This window comes from Janthinobacterium sp. Ant5-2-1, from assembly GCF_001445815.1.
Lineage (GTDB): Bacteria > Pseudomonadota > Gammaproteobacteria > Burkholderiales > Burkholderiaceae_D > Janthinobacterium > Janthinobacterium lividum_E.
In genome coordinates, this window is sequence record NZ_LNCE01000046.1 from 56,182 (window position 1) to 71,765 (window position 15,584).

Below are 15,584 nucleotides of genomic sequence, written 5' to 3' on the forward strand. Positions count from 1 at the left end.
TTTGTGCAATCTGTCGCATGGCGATGGCAGCCGGACTTGAATCTTCCTAAAGTGGCAACATGCGCATCGCCGTGAACGGCCGCAGCGGCAGGCGTGCTGTCTGCGGCCGCCACGGTGATGCGCTACCCGAATTCCCCCGGCCTGCCGCAGGCCGGCCGCACCGAGACCTGGCGCCGAAGCCCTGCGCCGCTCCTGACTAAAAAACCTATGAAAAACGAGACCCTGCCCCCCGCCTCCCCCCTTGCCGCCACGCGCCGCCGGCGCTGGCGCACGCCCGTCTTGATCCTCGTCGTGCTGGGCCTGGCCGGCGGCGGCTGGACGGTGATGCAATCGAAGCAGCAAGCCGCCAAGGCGGCCGAGCAGCAAGCGAGCAAGAAGAAGGAGCAGGAAAAGACGCCCGTGCATGAACTGGCGCAGGGCGACGTGGCCGCCATCGATGCGCGCGCCCTCAGCATCAGCCTGCCCCTGTCCGGCTCGCTGACGCCCGTGACCCAGGCTACCATCAAGGCCAAGGTTTCCGGCGTGATCGAGGCAACGACCTTGCAGGAAGGCCAGCAGGTAGCCAACGGGCAAATCCTCGTGCGCCTGGATGCGGCCGACCTGCGCGCCCGCCTGACGCAGCAGCAAGCCATGCTCGACGAAGCGCAGGCGCGCTTGTCGATGGCCAGTAAAAACGAGGCGAACAGCCAGGCGCTGCTCAAGCAAAAATACATTTCGCAGACGGCCTACGACACGACGCAAAACTCCGTCGACCTGGCGCGCGCCAACGTCAAGTCCGCCGCCGCCATGGTCGACATCGCCCGCATCGCGCTGGCCGACACGGTGATCCGCGCACCGATGGCCGGCATCGTCAGCAAGCGCCACCTGCAGGCCGGCGAAAAAGTCTCGCCCGACATGCCCGTCTACACCATCGTCAACCTGGCGCAGCTGACCCTGGAAGCGCCCGTGCCCAGCGCGGAAATTCCCCGCATCAAGCTGGGCCAGGACGTGCACTTCAAGGTCGACGGCTTCGGTGCGCGCGACTTCGCCGGCAAGGTCACGCGCATCAATCCCACCACCGAGAGCGGCTCGCGCGCCATGCTCGTCTACATCGCCGTCGACAATGGCGATGGCGCGCTGCGCGGCGGCATGTTCGCCAAGGGCAGCATCGTCACCGAGCGATCAATCGTGGCGCCGCTGGTGCCCCTGACGGCCGTGCGCAATGAAAAGCAGGGTCCCGTCGTGTATGCGTTGGTCAACAACAAGGTCGTCGCCCAGCCCGTCACACTGGGATTGCGCAACGAGGATGAAGGCTATGCGGAAGTCACATCGGGCCTGGTGCCGGGCGCGAAAGTCATCGTCGCCAAGCTCGATGGCGTGAAACCTGGCCACGGCGTGACCTTTGCCGCGCCAGCAACCGCGCCCGCCGCCCCCGCCGCGCCGGCAGCCGTGCTGGCACGGAAGGATTAAGCCATGTGGATGACCAAAGTCAGTATTCAAAACCCCGTCTTCGCCACCATGGTCATGGTGGCGCTGGTGGTGCTGGGCATCTTCTCCTACCGTGGCCTGGGCGTGGAAAGCATGCCCAGCGTGCAGTTCCCGTTCGCCGCCATTGAAGTGAACTACCCTGGCGCCTCGCCCGAGGCCGTGGAAAACGACATCACGCGCCCCATCGAGGACGCCGTCAACACCGTCAGCGGCATCAAGACCATCCGCGCCAACTCGTGGGAAGGACGCGCCGGCGTCTACCTGGAATTCGAGCTGTCGACGAACATGGACAAGGCCATGCAGGACTTGCGCGACAAGGTGGCCCTGGTGCGCCCGCGCTTCCCGAAGGAAGCCAAGGACCCGTTCATCGCCCGCGCCGAAGGCGACAACGAGCGCCCCATCGCCACCATCGTGCTCACATCCACCGGGCATGACCTGCGCTCGCTGTCGACCATGACGGAGCAGATCATCAGCAAGCGCTTCCAGGGCGTGGCCGGCGTGGGGCAAGTCAAGCTGCGCGGCTTGCGCGCGCGCCAGATCCTCATCAGCATGAAGCCCATCGAGCTCAATGCCCAGGGCATCGGCGTCGATGAAGTGATCCGCGCCATCCAGGCGACGAATACCAATTTGCCGGCCGGCTCGATCAGCCATGGCGCGGCCGAACAATTGGTGCGCGTGGAAGGCAAGATCAAGGATGCGCGTGAATTCGGCAAGATCATCGTCGCGCGCCGCGCCGTCGGCCCCGTCTACCTGGACCAGGTGGCCACCGTCGTCGACGGCGAGCAGGAAGAACTGTCGATCTCGCGCATGAACGGCCAGCAGGCCGTGACCATGGAAATTACCAAGGTGCAGGATGCCAACGTGGTCGAAGTGGGTACCGGCATCCTGAAAGTGGCGGCCGACCTGCAAAAGACCTTGCCGCCCGATATCACCCTGCGCGTGCTCGACGACGAATCGGAACGCGTGCAAAGCCAGCTCAATAACGTCAAGCGCACCATCATCGAAGGCGCCGTGCTGACCATGGTGATCGTCTTCCTGTTCCTGCACTCGTGGCGCTCGACCATCATCACGGGATTGACCCTGCCGATTTCCGTGCTGGCCAGCTTCATCGCCATGAAGGCTTTCGGTTTTACCCTGAACTTCCTGACCCTGATGGCACTGTCCCTGTGCATCGGCCTGTTGATCGATGACGCCATCGTCGTGCGCGAAAACATCGTGCGCCACCTGGGCATGGGCAAGAACCACTACAAGGCGGCCAACGACGGCACCAATGAAATCGGCCTGGCCGTGATGGCCACCACATTCGCCATCGTCGCCGTGTTCGTGCCGGTGGCCTTCATGGACGGCATCATCGGCCGCTTCTTCCTGCAATTCGGCATCACCGTGGCCGTCGCCGTTCTCGTGTCGCTGTTCGTCAGCTTCACGCTCGACCCCATGCTGTCGTCCGTCTGGCGCGACCCCGTCAAGGACCGCTTCAAGTACGTGCCGTGGCTGGGCCGTTTCATGGCCTGGATCGAGACGGGCATCGACCGCCTGCACGTCTGGTATGGCAAGGTGCTGGCCCTGGCCCTGCGCTGGCGCAAGACGACGCTGGCCACGGCCGTGGCCCTCTTCGCGGGCAGCCTGATGCTCGTGCCCATGATCGGCGGCGAGATGTTCCCCGAGACGGACCAGGGCTGGGTCAACCTGCGCTTCAAGACGCCCGTCGGTTCCAGCCTCGAATACACGGATAGCAAAGTGCGCCAGATCGAGACAGCCCTGAAGGAATTCCCCGAGATCGACAGCCTGGTGGCCAATATCGGCACGCCCGATGGACGCAATGCGGCCGAGGTGAACCTGAAACTGACGGACATCAAGACGCACAAGCGCCGCTCGCAGCAGGAACTGGAAAAGCTGATCCGCGAACGCCTGGCGCCGATTGCCGGCATCACCCTGTCCGTCGGCCAGCGCCCCATCTTCATCGCCATTCTGGGCACGGACGAAGGCAAGCTCGATGCCGTGGCGCATACGCTGATGGACAAGATGCGCAACATCAAGGGCCTGGCCGACATGGAATACAGCCAGGAAGGCGCCAATCCGTCGACCACCGTGAAGATCAATAACGAACTGGCCAGCGACCTGGGATTGTCGGTGCAGCAGATCGGCAATGCGCTGCGTCCATTCGTGGCGGGCGACACGGTCAGCCACTGGCTGGCGTCCGACGGGCAGAACTACGACGTCAACGTGCAGTTGCCCAAATCGGGGCGGCAAAAGGTGGCCGACCTGGCCGACCTGTCGCTCGCGTCCAGCAAGCTTGACGCCAACGGCAAGCCCGTCATGATTCCGCTGCGCCAGGTGGTTGAATTCGTGCCGTCATCGAGCCCGCAAGTGCTCAAACGCCAGGCCTTGCAGCGCCGTGTCGCCATCTATGCGGGCACGCAGGGCCGCCCTGCCGGCGACGTCGACGCCGACGTGCAAAAGGCGATGCAATCGATCGACCTGCCGCCGGGCGTACGCTTCGACGTGGCCGGCAATGCGCAGCAGATGGCCGAAACCATGGGCGGCGCCATGATGGCGCTGGGGATCGCCGTGATCTTCATCTACCTGGTGCTGGCCTCGCAGTTCGGCAGCTTTTTGCAGCCGATCGCCATCATGGTGTCCTTGCCGCTGTCGCTGATCGGCGTGCTGGCCGCGCTGCTGATCACGGGCAGCACCCTGAACATCTTCTCCGTGATCGGCTTCATCATGCTCATGGGCCTCGTCACCAAGAACGCGATTCTGCTGGTCGACTTCACCAACCAGCGCCAGCGCGAAGGCCTGGAGCAGTTCGAGGCGCTGATGGAAGCGGGGCAAGTGCGGCTGCGTCCTATCCTGATGACGACCCTGGCGATGGTCTTCGGCATGCTGCCGATGGCCATCGGCATGGGCGACGGCGGCGAATCGCAGGCGCCGATGGGCAGCGCCGTCATCGGCGGCGTCATCACCTCGACCCTCTTGACACTGGTGGTGGTGCCCGTCGCCTACACCTACCTCGACAGCCTGGGCAAGCGCGCCGCGCGCTTCTTTGGCGGCGGCGAGCATGCGCACACCGATGCACATGCCGACGCCGCACATTAAATCAGAACCGGTCGCCTTCACCGTCCCCGCATTGGCGGGGACGACGCGGCGGCTTCCTGAAGAGAGCTTCAGTTGACCAAAGCGGCCCCACTGGCTAGACTGTCCCGGTTATCAATGATATGGAGTGACTCGTGGGTGCTTGTTCCAGTGACAGTAGTCGATTGACCATCGGCGATCGGCCTTAGGCAAGACGCGCGCATTCCGCCCGCCCTGCCCTCGGCAAGGTGCGGTTTTACCAGCGGCAGTATTCTCTCGCAGTACTTCCCTCCTCTTCGTTCCACCGTTGTCGTCTGCTGCCCCCTTGCGGGCGGATAGTCTTCGCCCTTGCACTCGCCTGTTCCTCCCCAGACGGGAGAAATGATGGTGGTATTTGACTTTGCGCTGCGCGTTGCCGCGGCATTGACCCTGGGCGCCATGATCGGCGCCGAACGCCAGCTGCGCCAGCGCATGGCGGGCCTGCGCACGAATGCGCTGGTGTCCGTCGGCGCCTCGCTGTTCGTGATGGTTTCCGTGCTCGAAGGCGATGCCTCGGGCCACATGCGCATCGCCGCGCAGGTAGTGTCGGGCATCGGTTTTCTGGGCGCCGGCGTCATCATGCGTGAAGGCATGACGGTGCGTGGCCTGAACACGGCCGCCACCCTGTGGTGCTCGGCCGCCATCGGCATCCTGTGCGGCCTTGGCTTCGCCCTGGAAGCGGCGATCGGCACGGGCTTCGTGCTGATCGCCAACCTGGTGCTGCGCCACCTGGCGCAGCGCATCAACGCCCACGGCAGCGAAGCGGGCATCGAGACGGAAAGCATCTACCGCGTGACGGCCGTGTGCGAGGCGGAGCAGGAAGTCCAGGTGCGCAATCTGATGCTGCGCATGATCAGCGGCATGCCGGCCCTGATGCTGCAATCATTGCACAGCGAGGATGCCGCGCACGCGGGGCGTATCGAAGTGCGGGCCGACCTGCTCACGCCCCTGTCCAGCCTGGGATTGCTGGAGCAGATCGTCAGCCAGGTGAGCCTGGAAGGCAGCGTCTCGGCCGTGCGCTGGGCGCTGGTGAACAACGCGGAATTTGTCGCAGAACGAGGAGTGTGATGATGAAAAAATTCTTCCATTGGTTTGCCCGGCGCGGTCCCGTCGTGGCCACCTACCGCCTGACCGTCACCTGCCCTGCGGCGCAAGCGGACCATGTCGCGCGCCTGCTGCTGGCCGAACTGAAAGGCGCGGGCCTGGCGCCGTCGCAGATGCTGCGCAGCTGGGACGAAGCCCGGCAGGTGGTGCAGCTGATCGCCACGGTGCTGTGCCTGGCCGTGCAGCGCGCCGTGCTGGTGCGCTTCGTCAACCGCGCGGGCGCCTGGCCGCAAGTGCGGCAAGTGCGCTGGGAAGGCGTCGCGCCGTCAATCTGAGGCGGGCAGGCGCATGAGAAACAGCGCACCGCCTTGCGGGCGGTTCTGCGCCTCGATGCTGCCGCCATACGCGTGCACGATGGCTTGCGACAGGGCCAGGCCCAGGCCGAAACCGGGAGCCTCTCCCGCGCGCGCCTTGGCGCCCCGGTAAAAACGCTCGAACAGATGCGGCAAGTCTTCCACGCCGATGCCGGGGCCCGCGTCAGCCACGCCGACGATCGCATGCCCGCCCTCGCGCGCCACGTGCACGGTGATGACGCTGTCGGGCGGCGAAAACTTCACGGCGTTATCGAGCAGATTGGCCAGCACCAGATCCACAGGGCCGGCCGCCACCCGCGCGCGCACGGCCACACTATCATCGAAGACGATGCGGATGCCGCGCTGCGCGGCCGCCTTTTCCAGGCGCTGCGCGGCCGCCCGCACGAGGGGATTGAGCGCGATGGTTTCCACGGCATTGCGCTCCTGGCCCACGTCCAGGCGCGTGAGCATCAGCAGTTCTTCCACCAGGGTCGTCAGCCGCTGCACTTCATCGAGGCAGGACGCCAGCGCGTCGACATACTCGGACGTCTCGCGCGGGCGGCGCAAGGTGATTTCGATTTCCGTGCGCAGGCGCGACAGGGGCGAGCGCAATTCATGCGAAGCGTCGGCCGTGAAGCGGCGCTGCGCATCGTAGCCGTGTTCCAGGCGGTCCAGCATGGCGTTCAGGGTATCGACCAGGCGGCCGATTTCGTCCTGCGTGCCGGGATGGGGCAGGCGCTGGTGCAGGCTGGCTTCGCCGATCGAATGGGCCTGGTCCACTACGTCGTCGATGGCGCCCAGCACGCGGCGCGTGAGCATTTCGCCGGCCAGCCCCACGGCCGCCAGCAAGGCCAGCGCCATGGCGCCAAACAGCACGGTGGCCGCGGCCAGCACGTGATTGGTGTCGTCGAGCGAACCGGCCACCTGCACGGCCAGGCCCGCGCCGGACGAGGGCACGGGAATCGACACCATGCGCAACGGCTCTTCGCCGAACTTGGGCAGGGTCTCAAAGACGGTCTCGCCGGCCGCCAGGCGCGCCAGCAGGCCGGGCGGCGCCGGCAGCTGCGCCGCCTCCAGATTGCGGCTGCGCGCCAGCACGCGGCCTTCGCCATCGATGATCTGCACCAGGCGATCCAGGCGCGTCAACGACGGCGGCGCCAGGCCCGGCGCCACCTCGTGCACCTGCACGGGCTGGCGCGGCGCGGCCGGCAGCATGGCCATTTCCGTCTCGCCCAACGCCAGCAGGGCCGCATCAAGCTGGCCATGCACGGCGCGCGACAAGCCCCAATAGCCGGCCAGCGCCGTACAGGCGACGATGGCGAGGATGACGGCCAGGTGCACCAGCAACAGGCGCTTGCGAAAGCTAGCCACCGTTGTTTTCCGCCAGGCGGAAACCGCGTCCGCGCACCGTGTGGATCAAGGGCGGCAAGCCCGGCGCATCGACCTTGCCCCGCAGGTTGCGCACGTGGACGTCAATCAGGTTATCAATGCCGATCAGGTCCGCCTGCCAGATCTGTTCGGCCAGGCGCGCGCGGCTCACCACCTCGCCCACCTGGCGCAGCAGGATCAACAGAATCGCATATTCCTTGGGCGTGAGCACCAGCGGCGCGCCGGCGCGCGTGGCCTGATGGCTGACGGGATCGAGCGTCAAATCGGCGAGCGCCAGCACCAGCGGGCGGCTGATGTCGGAGCGGCGCAGCAAGGCGCGGATGCGCGCCAGCAGCTCCTCGAATTCGAACGGCTTGGTCAGGTAATCATCGGCGCCCGTGTTCAGGCCCACCACCCGGTCGGCCGTGGCGTCGCGCGCCGTGAGCATCAGCACGGGCGTCTGGATGCCGCGCGCGCGCAAGTCGCGGCAAAAATCGATGCCCTGCTTGCCCGGCAACATCCAGTCCAGCACGATGGCGTCATAGTCGACGGCGTAGCTTTCATCCTCGCCCTCTTCCGCGCTGTGCGCCACGTCGACAACAAAGCCTTCTTCCTGCAAGCCGCGGGCCAGCAGGCGCGCCGCCTTGCGGTCGTCTTCCACCAGGAGGATTCTCATGCCTGCCTTTCGCGTCGCGCCTTGTTTTCCATGCTGGCATTTTACCGCGCCGCAGCGTGCGCACAGCGAACCTGAAGAATGATTCAGGCGTTCTTGGGCGCTTCTTCAGGAGCACATTGCTATGCTTTCCCGGCGCTGTACTGATACTGCCCGCGCCCCCTCTGACCGCCCGCCTGGGCACAGCATCCACGCATGCCCCATCACCATCAATAACAAGGAAACACGGGATGAACACGACCACCCGCAACGCCCTGGGCGCCAGCTGCGCCCTCGCTCTCGCCTGCTCGGCCCTGGCCGGCTGCGCCAAGCCGACACCGGCGGCCACGCCCGCTGCGCAATCAATACACCGCGATGACGGCAGCATCGCCGTCGACAAGATGTCGCCGCTGCGCCAGCGCCTGCAGATCGCGCCCGTGCAGGAACAGGAGATCGCCACGCAAACGGAGGCGCCGGGCAGCATCGAAGCGATGCCGGAAAAACTGGTGAAAATCACGCCACCGCTGGCCGGGCGCATCACGCGCTTGCAACGTTCACTGGGCGACAGCGTGAAGGCGGGCGACCCGCTGTTCACGCTCGATTCGGCGGAACTGAGCGCCGCCTACGCGGATGACAGCAAGGCGAAGTCCGCCCTGCTGCAGGCGCGCCAGGAACTCGAGCGCCAGAAAACCCTGTTCGAGGCGGAGATCGCCGCGCGCAAGGAGTACGAAGCGGCCCAGGCGGCCTACGACCAGGCCGGCAGCGACGCGCAGGCCAGCGCCGACAAGCTGGCCCAGTACGGCGCCGACGCGCGCGGCACACGCGGCACCAGCCGCGCCCGCCGTGACTACGTGCTGCGTTCACCGATCGCCGGCACCGTGATCGCCATGGAAGGCGCCCAGGGCGGCTACTGGAACGATATCAACGCACCCGTCATGACGGTGGCAGATCTCTCCACCGTGTGGCTGTCGGCCACCGTGGCCGAGAGGGACCTGGCGCAGGTGGCCGTGGGACAAACGGCCAGCATCACCGTCGACGCCTGGCCCGGCAAGGCTTTCGAAGGCAAGGTCGCCTATGTCGGCGCCGTGCTCGATCCCGAGACGCGCACGGTGAAAGTACGCGTGGCCATCGACAACCGCGCCGGCGCCTTCAAGCCCGGCATGTTCGCCCACGCGGGATTCGCCGGCGCTTCCCGCCGCGCCCTCCTCGTGCCCGCATCCGCCGTGCTGCAAAGCGGACCATCGACGCGCGTGATGGTCGAACGCAGCCCGCTGGTATTCACGCCGCGCACGGTGGAAGTGGGCGCCAGCCATGGAGACCAGGTGGAAATCGTCTCGGGCTTGCGCGCGGGCGAACGCATCGTCGTCAAGGAAGGAGTGCTGCTCAATGATTGACCGTTTCATCGCCACCTGCTGCCAGCGGCGCGGCATCGTCTGGCTCGTGCTGCTGTTCGTCGCCGCCTACGGCGTCTATTGCTGGAAGCAGCTGCCCATCGAGGCTTATCCCGACATCGCCGACGTCACCTCGCAGATCGTCACGCAAGTACCGGGACTGGGCGCCGAGGAAATCGAGCAGCAGATCACCATTCCCCTCGAGCGTGCCCTGCTCGGTACGCCCGGCATGCACGTGCTGCGCACGCGCAGCCTGTTCGCGCTGTCCTTGATCACGGTCGTGTTCGAGGATGGCAGCGACGGCTACTTCACGCGCGAGCGGCTGCAGGAACGCCTGGCCAGCGTGAACCTGCCGTACGACGCCAAGCCGGGCCTCGATCCCTATACGTCGCCCACAGGCGAGATCTACCGCTACACCCTGGAATCGAAGACGCGTTCCCTGCGCGAACTGTCCGAGCTGCAGTTCTGGACCGTGATCCCCCGCCTGCAGCAGGTGCGCGGCGTGGCCGACGTCAGCAATTTCGGCGGTCTCACGACGCAGTTCATGCTGGAACTCGACCCCGCAAAGCTGGACAGCTACGGCTTCTCGCTGGCGCAGGTCAAGGACGCCATCAACGCCAACAACATCAGCGGCGGCGGCAGCGTGATCGACCGCGGCCAGCAATCGTACGTGGTGCGCGGCGTGGGCTTGCTGCATACCCTCGACGACATGGGCAACGTCGTCGTCAGCAGCAAGGACGGCGTGCCCGTACTGGTAAAAGACCTGGGCAGGCTCGCTTACGGCAACGTGGAGCGGCGCGGCATCCTCGGCAAGGACGACAACCCCGACACCATCGAAGGCATCACCCTGCTGCTCAAGGATTTCAACCCGTCCGAAGCGCTGGCCGGCATCCATGCGGCCGTCGACGACTTGAACGCCCATGTGCTGCCGAAGGACGTCAAGGTCGTGCCCTACCTGGACCGCAGCTCGCTGATCGACGCCACCTTGCACACGGTCGGATTTACCCTCGGTGAAGGCATGCTGCTCGTCGCCCTCGTGCTGCTGCTGTATCTGGGCAGCCCGCGCGCGGCCGCCATCGTCGCGCTGACGATTCCGCTGGCCCTGCTGATCGCCTTCATCTTCATGCACCACTTTAAGATTCCCGCCAATTTGCTGTCCTTGGGCGCGATCGACTTCGGCATCCTCGTCGACGGTTCCGTGGTGGTGCTGGAAAACATGCTGCGCCGCCGCGAACGGGATCAGGAACGGCCCCTGACCCTGCAGGACGCCATTGATGCGACCCTGCAGGTGGCGCGTCCCATCATGTTCGGCATGGCCGTCATCATCGCCGCCTACCTGCCCCTGTTCGCCTTCCAGCGCATCGAATACAAGCTGTTTTCGCCGATGGCGTACGCGGTCGGCGCGGCGCTCCTGGGCGCGCTGGTGGTGGCGCTGGTGCTGATCCCCGGCCTGGCCTGGCTGGCCTTGCGCAAGCCGCGCCGCATGCCGCACAACCGCGCGCTGGACACGCTGACAGGCGCGTATGGCCGCTTCCTCGAGCGCATGGTGGGCAGGAAGCGCTGGGTGGCAATGGTGTGCGCAGGATCGCTCGCAGCGCTTGCCATCCTGGGCGGCAGCATCGGGCGCGACTTTTTACCGTACCTCGATGAGGGTTCCTTGTGGCTGCAGGTGCAGATGCCACCCGGGATCACCTTGGACAAGGCGTCCGAAATGGCCAGCGAACTGCGGCGCGCCGCGCTGGAATTCCCGGAAGTGTCGACCATCGTCACGCAGACGGGGCGCAACGACGACGGCACCGATTACTGGACGCCGTCGCACATCGAGGCGAGCGTGGGACTGCATCCGTATAAAAGCTGGAAATCGGGCATGAGCAAGCAGCAGCTGATCGCCAAAATGAATGCACGCTTCGCCCGCATGCCCGGCGTTACGGTGGCCTTCATGCAGCCGATGATCGACGGCGTGCAGGATAAATTGTCGGGCGCGCACAGCGACCTGACGGTGAAAATCTTCGGCAACGATCTCGATGAAGTGCGCGCCATCGCCGGCAAGGTGGCCAATGTCCTCAAAACCGTCCACGGCGCCTCCGACGTGGCTGTGGACGTGGAGCCGCCCTTGCCCAACCTGAAGGTGCAACTGGACCGCGCCAAGGCGGCCCGCTACGGCATCAACGCCGCCGACGTGGCCGACCTGATTTCCACCGGCATCGGCGGCGCGCCCATCGGCCAGGTGTATGTCGGCGAGAAAAGCTACGACATCGCCGTACGCTTCCCGCCCGCCACGCGCTCCAGCCCGGACGCCATCGCCAGCCTGAAGCTCACGGCCGCCAATGGCGCGAGAATTCCGCTGGCGCAGGTAGCAAGCATCAGCACCACTTCGGGCGAAAGCGTGATCGTGCGTGAAATGGGACGGCGCCACATCATCGTGCGCCTGAATGCCCGCGGGCGCGACCTGGCCGGCTTCCTGGCCGAAGCGCGCCCCCTGGTGGCGCAGGCCGTGGCCAATGAACACCAGCGCATCAGCGTCGAGTGGGGTGGCCAGTTCGAAAACCTGCAGCGCGCGCAAAGCCGTTTGGCCCTGATCCTGCCGATGACCCTGGGCGCCATGTTCCTGCTGCTGTTTGGCCAGTTCCGCAACCTGCGCCAGCCTGCGCTGGTCTTGCTGGCCGTGCCGCTGGCCATGCTGGGCGGCCTGGCTGCGCTGCACCTGCGCGGCATGACCTTGAACGTGTCGAGCGCCGTCGGCTTCATCGCCCTGTTCGGCGTGGCCGTATTAAATGCCGTGCTGATGCTGGCGCAGATCAACCGTTTGCGCGTCGACGAGGACAAAAGCTTGCGCGACGCCGTGCTCGAAGGCGCGCGCGACCGCATGCGCCCCGTGCTGATGACGGCCACCGTGGCCGCCCTGGGGCTGACGCCGGCCATGCTGGCCACGGGCCTGGGCAGCGACGTGCAGCGACCGCTGGCCACTGTCGTGGTGGGCGGCCTGGTGACGGCGACGGCACTGACCCTGCTGCTGTTGCCGGCCCTGTATTACCTGATCGAGGCGCACCTGCAAAAACGCCAGACGCATACCGAAGGAGAGACCCATGACACGTTTTAATCTGCTGCTGGCGGTCTGGCTGATCGCGCCCGGCGCCATTGCCGCGCCCTTGAGCTTTGACACTTACCTGTCCGCCGTGGAAAGCCACAGCCTGGAACTGCAGGCGCAGCAGGAGAGCATCAACTCGGCCAAGGCCGGCATCGGCATTGCCGGCCTGCGTCCCGACCCGGAGTTCACTCTGGGCGCCACGCGCGAAACCGTGCGCAGCGTCGAGCACCGTCCCGTCACGTGGAACCCGGCCATCAGCATGGCCATCGAGACGGGCGGCAAGCGCGCCGCGCGGTTAAAAGCGGCGCACAGCAATGTCGCGCTGGCCGAGGAAACGGTGGCCGGCTTCAAGAGCGAGCTGTATGGCACGGCCGCCGCCGCGTTCACGGAAGCGTGCCGCACGCGCGACGTCCTCGCGCGCAAGGAGCAGACCATGGCGGCCCTGTCGACAGTGGTGGAGGCGAACACCGTGCGGCGCAAGGCGGGCGACGTGGGCGGCATCGAGCTGCTGCAGTCGCGCGTGGAACGCGACCAGTTCCAGGCCGAGCTGGCGCAGGCGCGCAGCGAGGCGGACAGCGCCATGTTGAATTTGTCACCGCCCTTGGGGCGCCAGTTCGATGCGCTATTTCCCGACGCGCAGCTGGCCTGCGACTTTGCCGCGTATGCCGACCAGGATGCCAGCGCGCTGCTGCAGCAAGCGCTCGAGGCCCGCAACGACGTGCGCATCGCCCGTGCCACCGTGGACAATCTGCGCGACGGCGCGGCCCTTGTGCGCGCCAACCGCTCGGTCGATCCGACCGTCACCGTGGGCCTGGCCGCCGCCCGCGGCTACCATGACGGGATCGACGCCAGCGGCAATCCCGTCGACGGTTCACCGCGCTCGCGCGCGCTGTCCATCTCGCTGGCCATCCCCATTCCCCTGTCGCGGCGCGACAAGGGAGACATCGTGCAGGCGGAAGCGGGTGTCACGCAGGCGATGCTGGCGCTGCGCCAGGCGGAACTGACGGCGGAAACGCAAGTGCGCACGGCGCAGCGGCAGCTGCATGCGGCGCAGGACAGGCTGGCGCGCTACCGTGACGGCGTACTGGTCGATGCGCAAAAGGTGGTCGATGGCATGCGCCTGTCTTACGTCAAAGGCAATGCGTCGCTGCTGGAATGGCTGGCGGCGCAGCGTTCGGCCGATGAAGCCTACCAGGGCTATGTGCAGGCGCGCGCCGATGCGACCATCGCCAGCACGCAGCTGCAACTGGCGATCGGCCAGCGGCCGCGCTTGTAGCGGGGAGAAAGTAGAACGAGGAGTTACCGGCGCGGCGATGGTGCCGCACCGGTCGTCAAGCACGGGGAATTACTGGGGCTGGGCTGGCGCGTCGGTGTCGTCGTCTTCCGGCTCATCACTCTCCGCACCTTCGGCACCCTCTTCGCCGTCGGCCGGCTTCGGATTGTTCTTCGCTTCCAGCTTGCGTCTGGCTTTTTCCTCGGCTTTCTTCTTCTTTTCCAGCTCTTTTTGCCGTTTTTCGTATTGGAAATTTGTCTTGGCCATTTACTACCTCTTTAGTTTTTAGATGTTACAGATAAGCATATAAGCCACATTATGACGTAGTTGGAGCAAACACCAAATGTTTAGCCGCGTGGATGATGCTGCGCATGCAGCAGTTTCAGCCGTTCGCGGGCCACATGCGTGTAAATCTGCGTGGTGGAAATATCGGAGTGTCCCAGTAACAATTGCACAACACGCAAGTCCGCGCCATGGTTGAGCAAATGCGTGGCGAACGCGTGGCGCAGGGTGTGCGGCGACAGCGGGGCCGTGATGCCGGCGCTCAGCGCATGTTTCTTGATGATGACCCAGAACATTTGCCGCGTCATGGCGCCGCCGCGCCGCGTGACGAACAGCGCGTCGTCCATTTGCCCGTCAAGAATGATGCCGCGCGCTTCCTTCAGGTAGCGCTCGATCCACAGCCGCGCCTGTTCGCCGAACGGCACCAGCCGCGTCTTGCTGCCCTTGCCCGTGATGCGCAGCACGCCATCATTGAGGCTCAGTTCCACGGATTTCAAGTCCACCAGCTCCGACACGCGCAAGCCGCTCGCATACATAAGTTCGAGCATCGTGCGTTCGCGCAGGCCCAGCGGCGTGCTCACGTCGGGCGCCGCCAGCAAGGCTTCCACCTGCGCTTCGCTCAAGGTGTGCACGAAGCGCGCGGGCTGCTTGGCCGAGACCATCTTCAGGCACGGGTCGGCAGCGATATGCTTGTGCCGCAGGGCCAGCTGGTAAAAACGCTTGAGCACGGACAGGCGCCGGTTCGACGACGTGGCCTTGCTCTCGTCGTGGCGGGCGGCGAAATACGCTTCGATGTCGGCCGTGGACACCTCATACAGGCCCTCACGCCCGGGACGTGCCACTTCCAGCCAGCGCGCAAACAAACGCATGTCGCGCCGGTAAGCGTCCAGCGAGTTTTTCGACAGGCCGTCTTCCAGCCACAGGCTGTCGCAGAATTCATCGATCAGGGTGGCGTTGTCGGGGGCCAGCAGGCTGTTCATCATAGGTAAGCCGCCACGCCTTCATGCGCCAGCAGCCAGCGCTTGACGCCCAAGTGGAATCCCGTCGCGTCGTCGTGGTGGGCAAAGCCGCCCAGGCCGCCAGCGGCCGTGACCCGGTGGCAGGGGATCACCACGGGAAACCAGTTGGCGCCGCAGGCCTGGCCCACGGCGCGCGGCGCCGAGCCGATCAGGCGCGCCACGTCGCCATAGGTGCGCACCTGGCCGCGCGCAATGCCGCTGATCGCCGCCCACACCCGTTGCTGGTAGGCGCTGCCCGAAGCGGCCAGCGGCAGGTCGATGACATAATCGGGATCGCGGAAATAGCGCGCCAGTTGCTGGCATGCCCGCTCGGAGACGGCATCCAGCGCGTCTTTTTCCGCAAAGTGCGGCGGCAGGTAGACCAGTTCGCATACCTGGCCATCGTGCGCGCGCACGCCCATGGCGCCGAACGGCGCGGCCACGATGGCGCTGAACAGTTCACTGCCCTGTTGTTTTTTCATCTGCTGATCATTATTCAAGTGTGGCATATATGCAACCTGCCGCCGCGGGAACCGGCGCCACGGGAATTATGCACC

Annotated in this window: 12 protein-coding genes; 7 read left to right on the forward strand and 5 right to left on the reverse strand. The window is 65.7% G+C overall.

Annotated elements, in window-relative coordinates:
• Positions 1–207: 207 nt before the first annotated feature.
• The 4 genes from ASN89_RS15155 (at position 208) to ASN89_RS15170 (ending at position 5,957) form a co-directional block, all read left to right on the forward strand.
• On the forward strand, positions 208–1,449 hold the full coding sequence (locus tag ASN89_RS15155; protein WP_058049840.1) for an efflux RND transporter periplasmic adaptor subunit: 1,242 nt from the start codon (positions 208–210) through the stop codon (positions 1,447–1,449).
• Between the two features lie 3 nt (positions 1,450–1,452).
• Entirely contained in the window at positions 1,453–4,563 is a 3,111-nt protein-coding gene (locus ASN89_RS15160; RefSeq protein ID WP_058049841.1) for an efflux RND transporter permease subunit, read from the forward strand.
• 360 nt (positions 4,564–4,923) lie between these two features.
• Positions 4,924–5,646, forward strand: coding sequence for an MgtC/SapB family protein (locus tag ASN89_RS15165; protein ID WP_046686306.1), 723 nt, complete (start codon positions 4,924–4,926; stop codon positions 5,644–5,646).
• Positions 5,646–5,957 carry a hypothetical protein gene (locus ASN89_RS15170; RefSeq protein WP_152988577.1) on the forward strand — a complete coding sequence of 104 codons (312 nt, stop codon included), beginning with the start codon at positions 5,646–5,648 and terminating at the stop codon, positions 5,955–5,957. Before ASN89_RS15165 ends, ASN89_RS15170 begins: the two co-directional genes overlap by 1 nt.
• On the opposite strand, the gene ASN89_RS15175 is transcribed toward ASN89_RS15170, so the two are convergent.
• Together ASN89_RS15175 and ASN89_RS15180 are read right to left on the reverse strand one after the other, a co-directional pair.
• Entirely contained in the window at positions 5,949–7,346 is a 1,398-nt protein-coding gene (locus ASN89_RS15175) for an ATP-binding protein (RefSeq protein ID WP_058049843.1), read from the reverse strand. The genes ASN89_RS15170 and ASN89_RS15175 overlap by 9 nt on opposite strands.
• Positions 7,339–8,019, reverse strand: a complete 681-nt coding sequence (locus tag ASN89_RS15180) for a response regulator transcription factor (protein ID WP_058049844.1) — start codon at positions 8,017–8,019, stop codon at positions 7,339–7,341. The genes ASN89_RS15175 and ASN89_RS15180 overlap by 8 nt, the downstream gene beginning before the upstream one ends.
• 227 nt (positions 8,020–8,246) lie before the next feature.
• On the opposite strand from ASN89_RS15180, the gene ASN89_RS15185 reads away from it, so the two are divergent.
• Genes ASN89_RS15185 through ASN89_RS15195 form a run of 3 tightly spaced genes read left to right on the forward strand, consistent with a single transcriptional unit; the run spans position 8,247 to position 13,750 of the window.
• The gene (locus ASN89_RS15185) at positions 8,247–9,389 is read left to right on the forward strand and encodes an efflux RND transporter periplasmic adaptor subunit (RefSeq protein WP_058049845.1); all 1,143 of its coding nucleotides are present in this window, start codon (positions 8,247–8,249) and stop codon (positions 9,387–9,389) included.
• Complete coding sequence (locus tag ASN89_RS15190) at positions 9,382–12,486, forward strand: efflux RND transporter permease subunit (RefSeq protein ID WP_058049846.1); 3,105 nt, start codon at positions 9,382–9,384, stop codon at positions 12,484–12,486. Before ASN89_RS15185 ends, ASN89_RS15190 begins: the two co-directional genes overlap by 8 nt.
• Positions 12,473–13,750 (forward strand): TolC family protein, encoded by a 1,278-nt coding sequence (locus tag ASN89_RS15195; protein ID WP_058049847.1) that lies wholly within the window; start codon positions 12,473–12,475, stop codon positions 13,748–13,750. The genes ASN89_RS15190 and ASN89_RS15195 overlap by 14 nt, the downstream gene beginning before the upstream one ends.
• Before the next feature lie 69 nt (positions 13,751–13,819).
• On the opposite strand, the gene ASN89_RS15200 is transcribed toward ASN89_RS15195, so the two are convergent.
• The 3 genes from ASN89_RS15200 to ASN89_RS15210 form a co-directional block, all read right to left on the reverse strand.
• Positions 13,820–14,014: a hypothetical protein gene (locus ASN89_RS15200; RefSeq protein WP_046686172.1), complete on the reverse strand. Its 195-nt coding sequence runs from the start codon at positions 14,012–14,014 to the stop codon at positions 13,820–13,822.
• Positions 14,015–14,094: 80 nt separating this feature from the next.
• Complete coding sequence (gene xerD / locus ASN89_RS15205; protein ID WP_225242529.1) at positions 14,095–15,012, reverse strand: site-specific tyrosine recombinase XerD; 918 nt, start codon at positions 15,010–15,012, stop codon at positions 14,095–14,097.
• The gene (locus ASN89_RS15210; RefSeq protein ID WP_046686173.1) at positions 15,009–15,509 is read right to left on the reverse strand and encodes a methylated-DNA--[protein]-cysteine S-methyltransferase; all 501 of its coding nucleotides are present in this window, start codon (positions 15,507–15,509) and stop codon (positions 15,009–15,011) included. Before ASN89_RS15210 ends, xerD begins: the two co-directional genes overlap by 4 nt.
• Between the last annotated feature and the right edge of the window lie 75 nt (positions 15,510–15,584).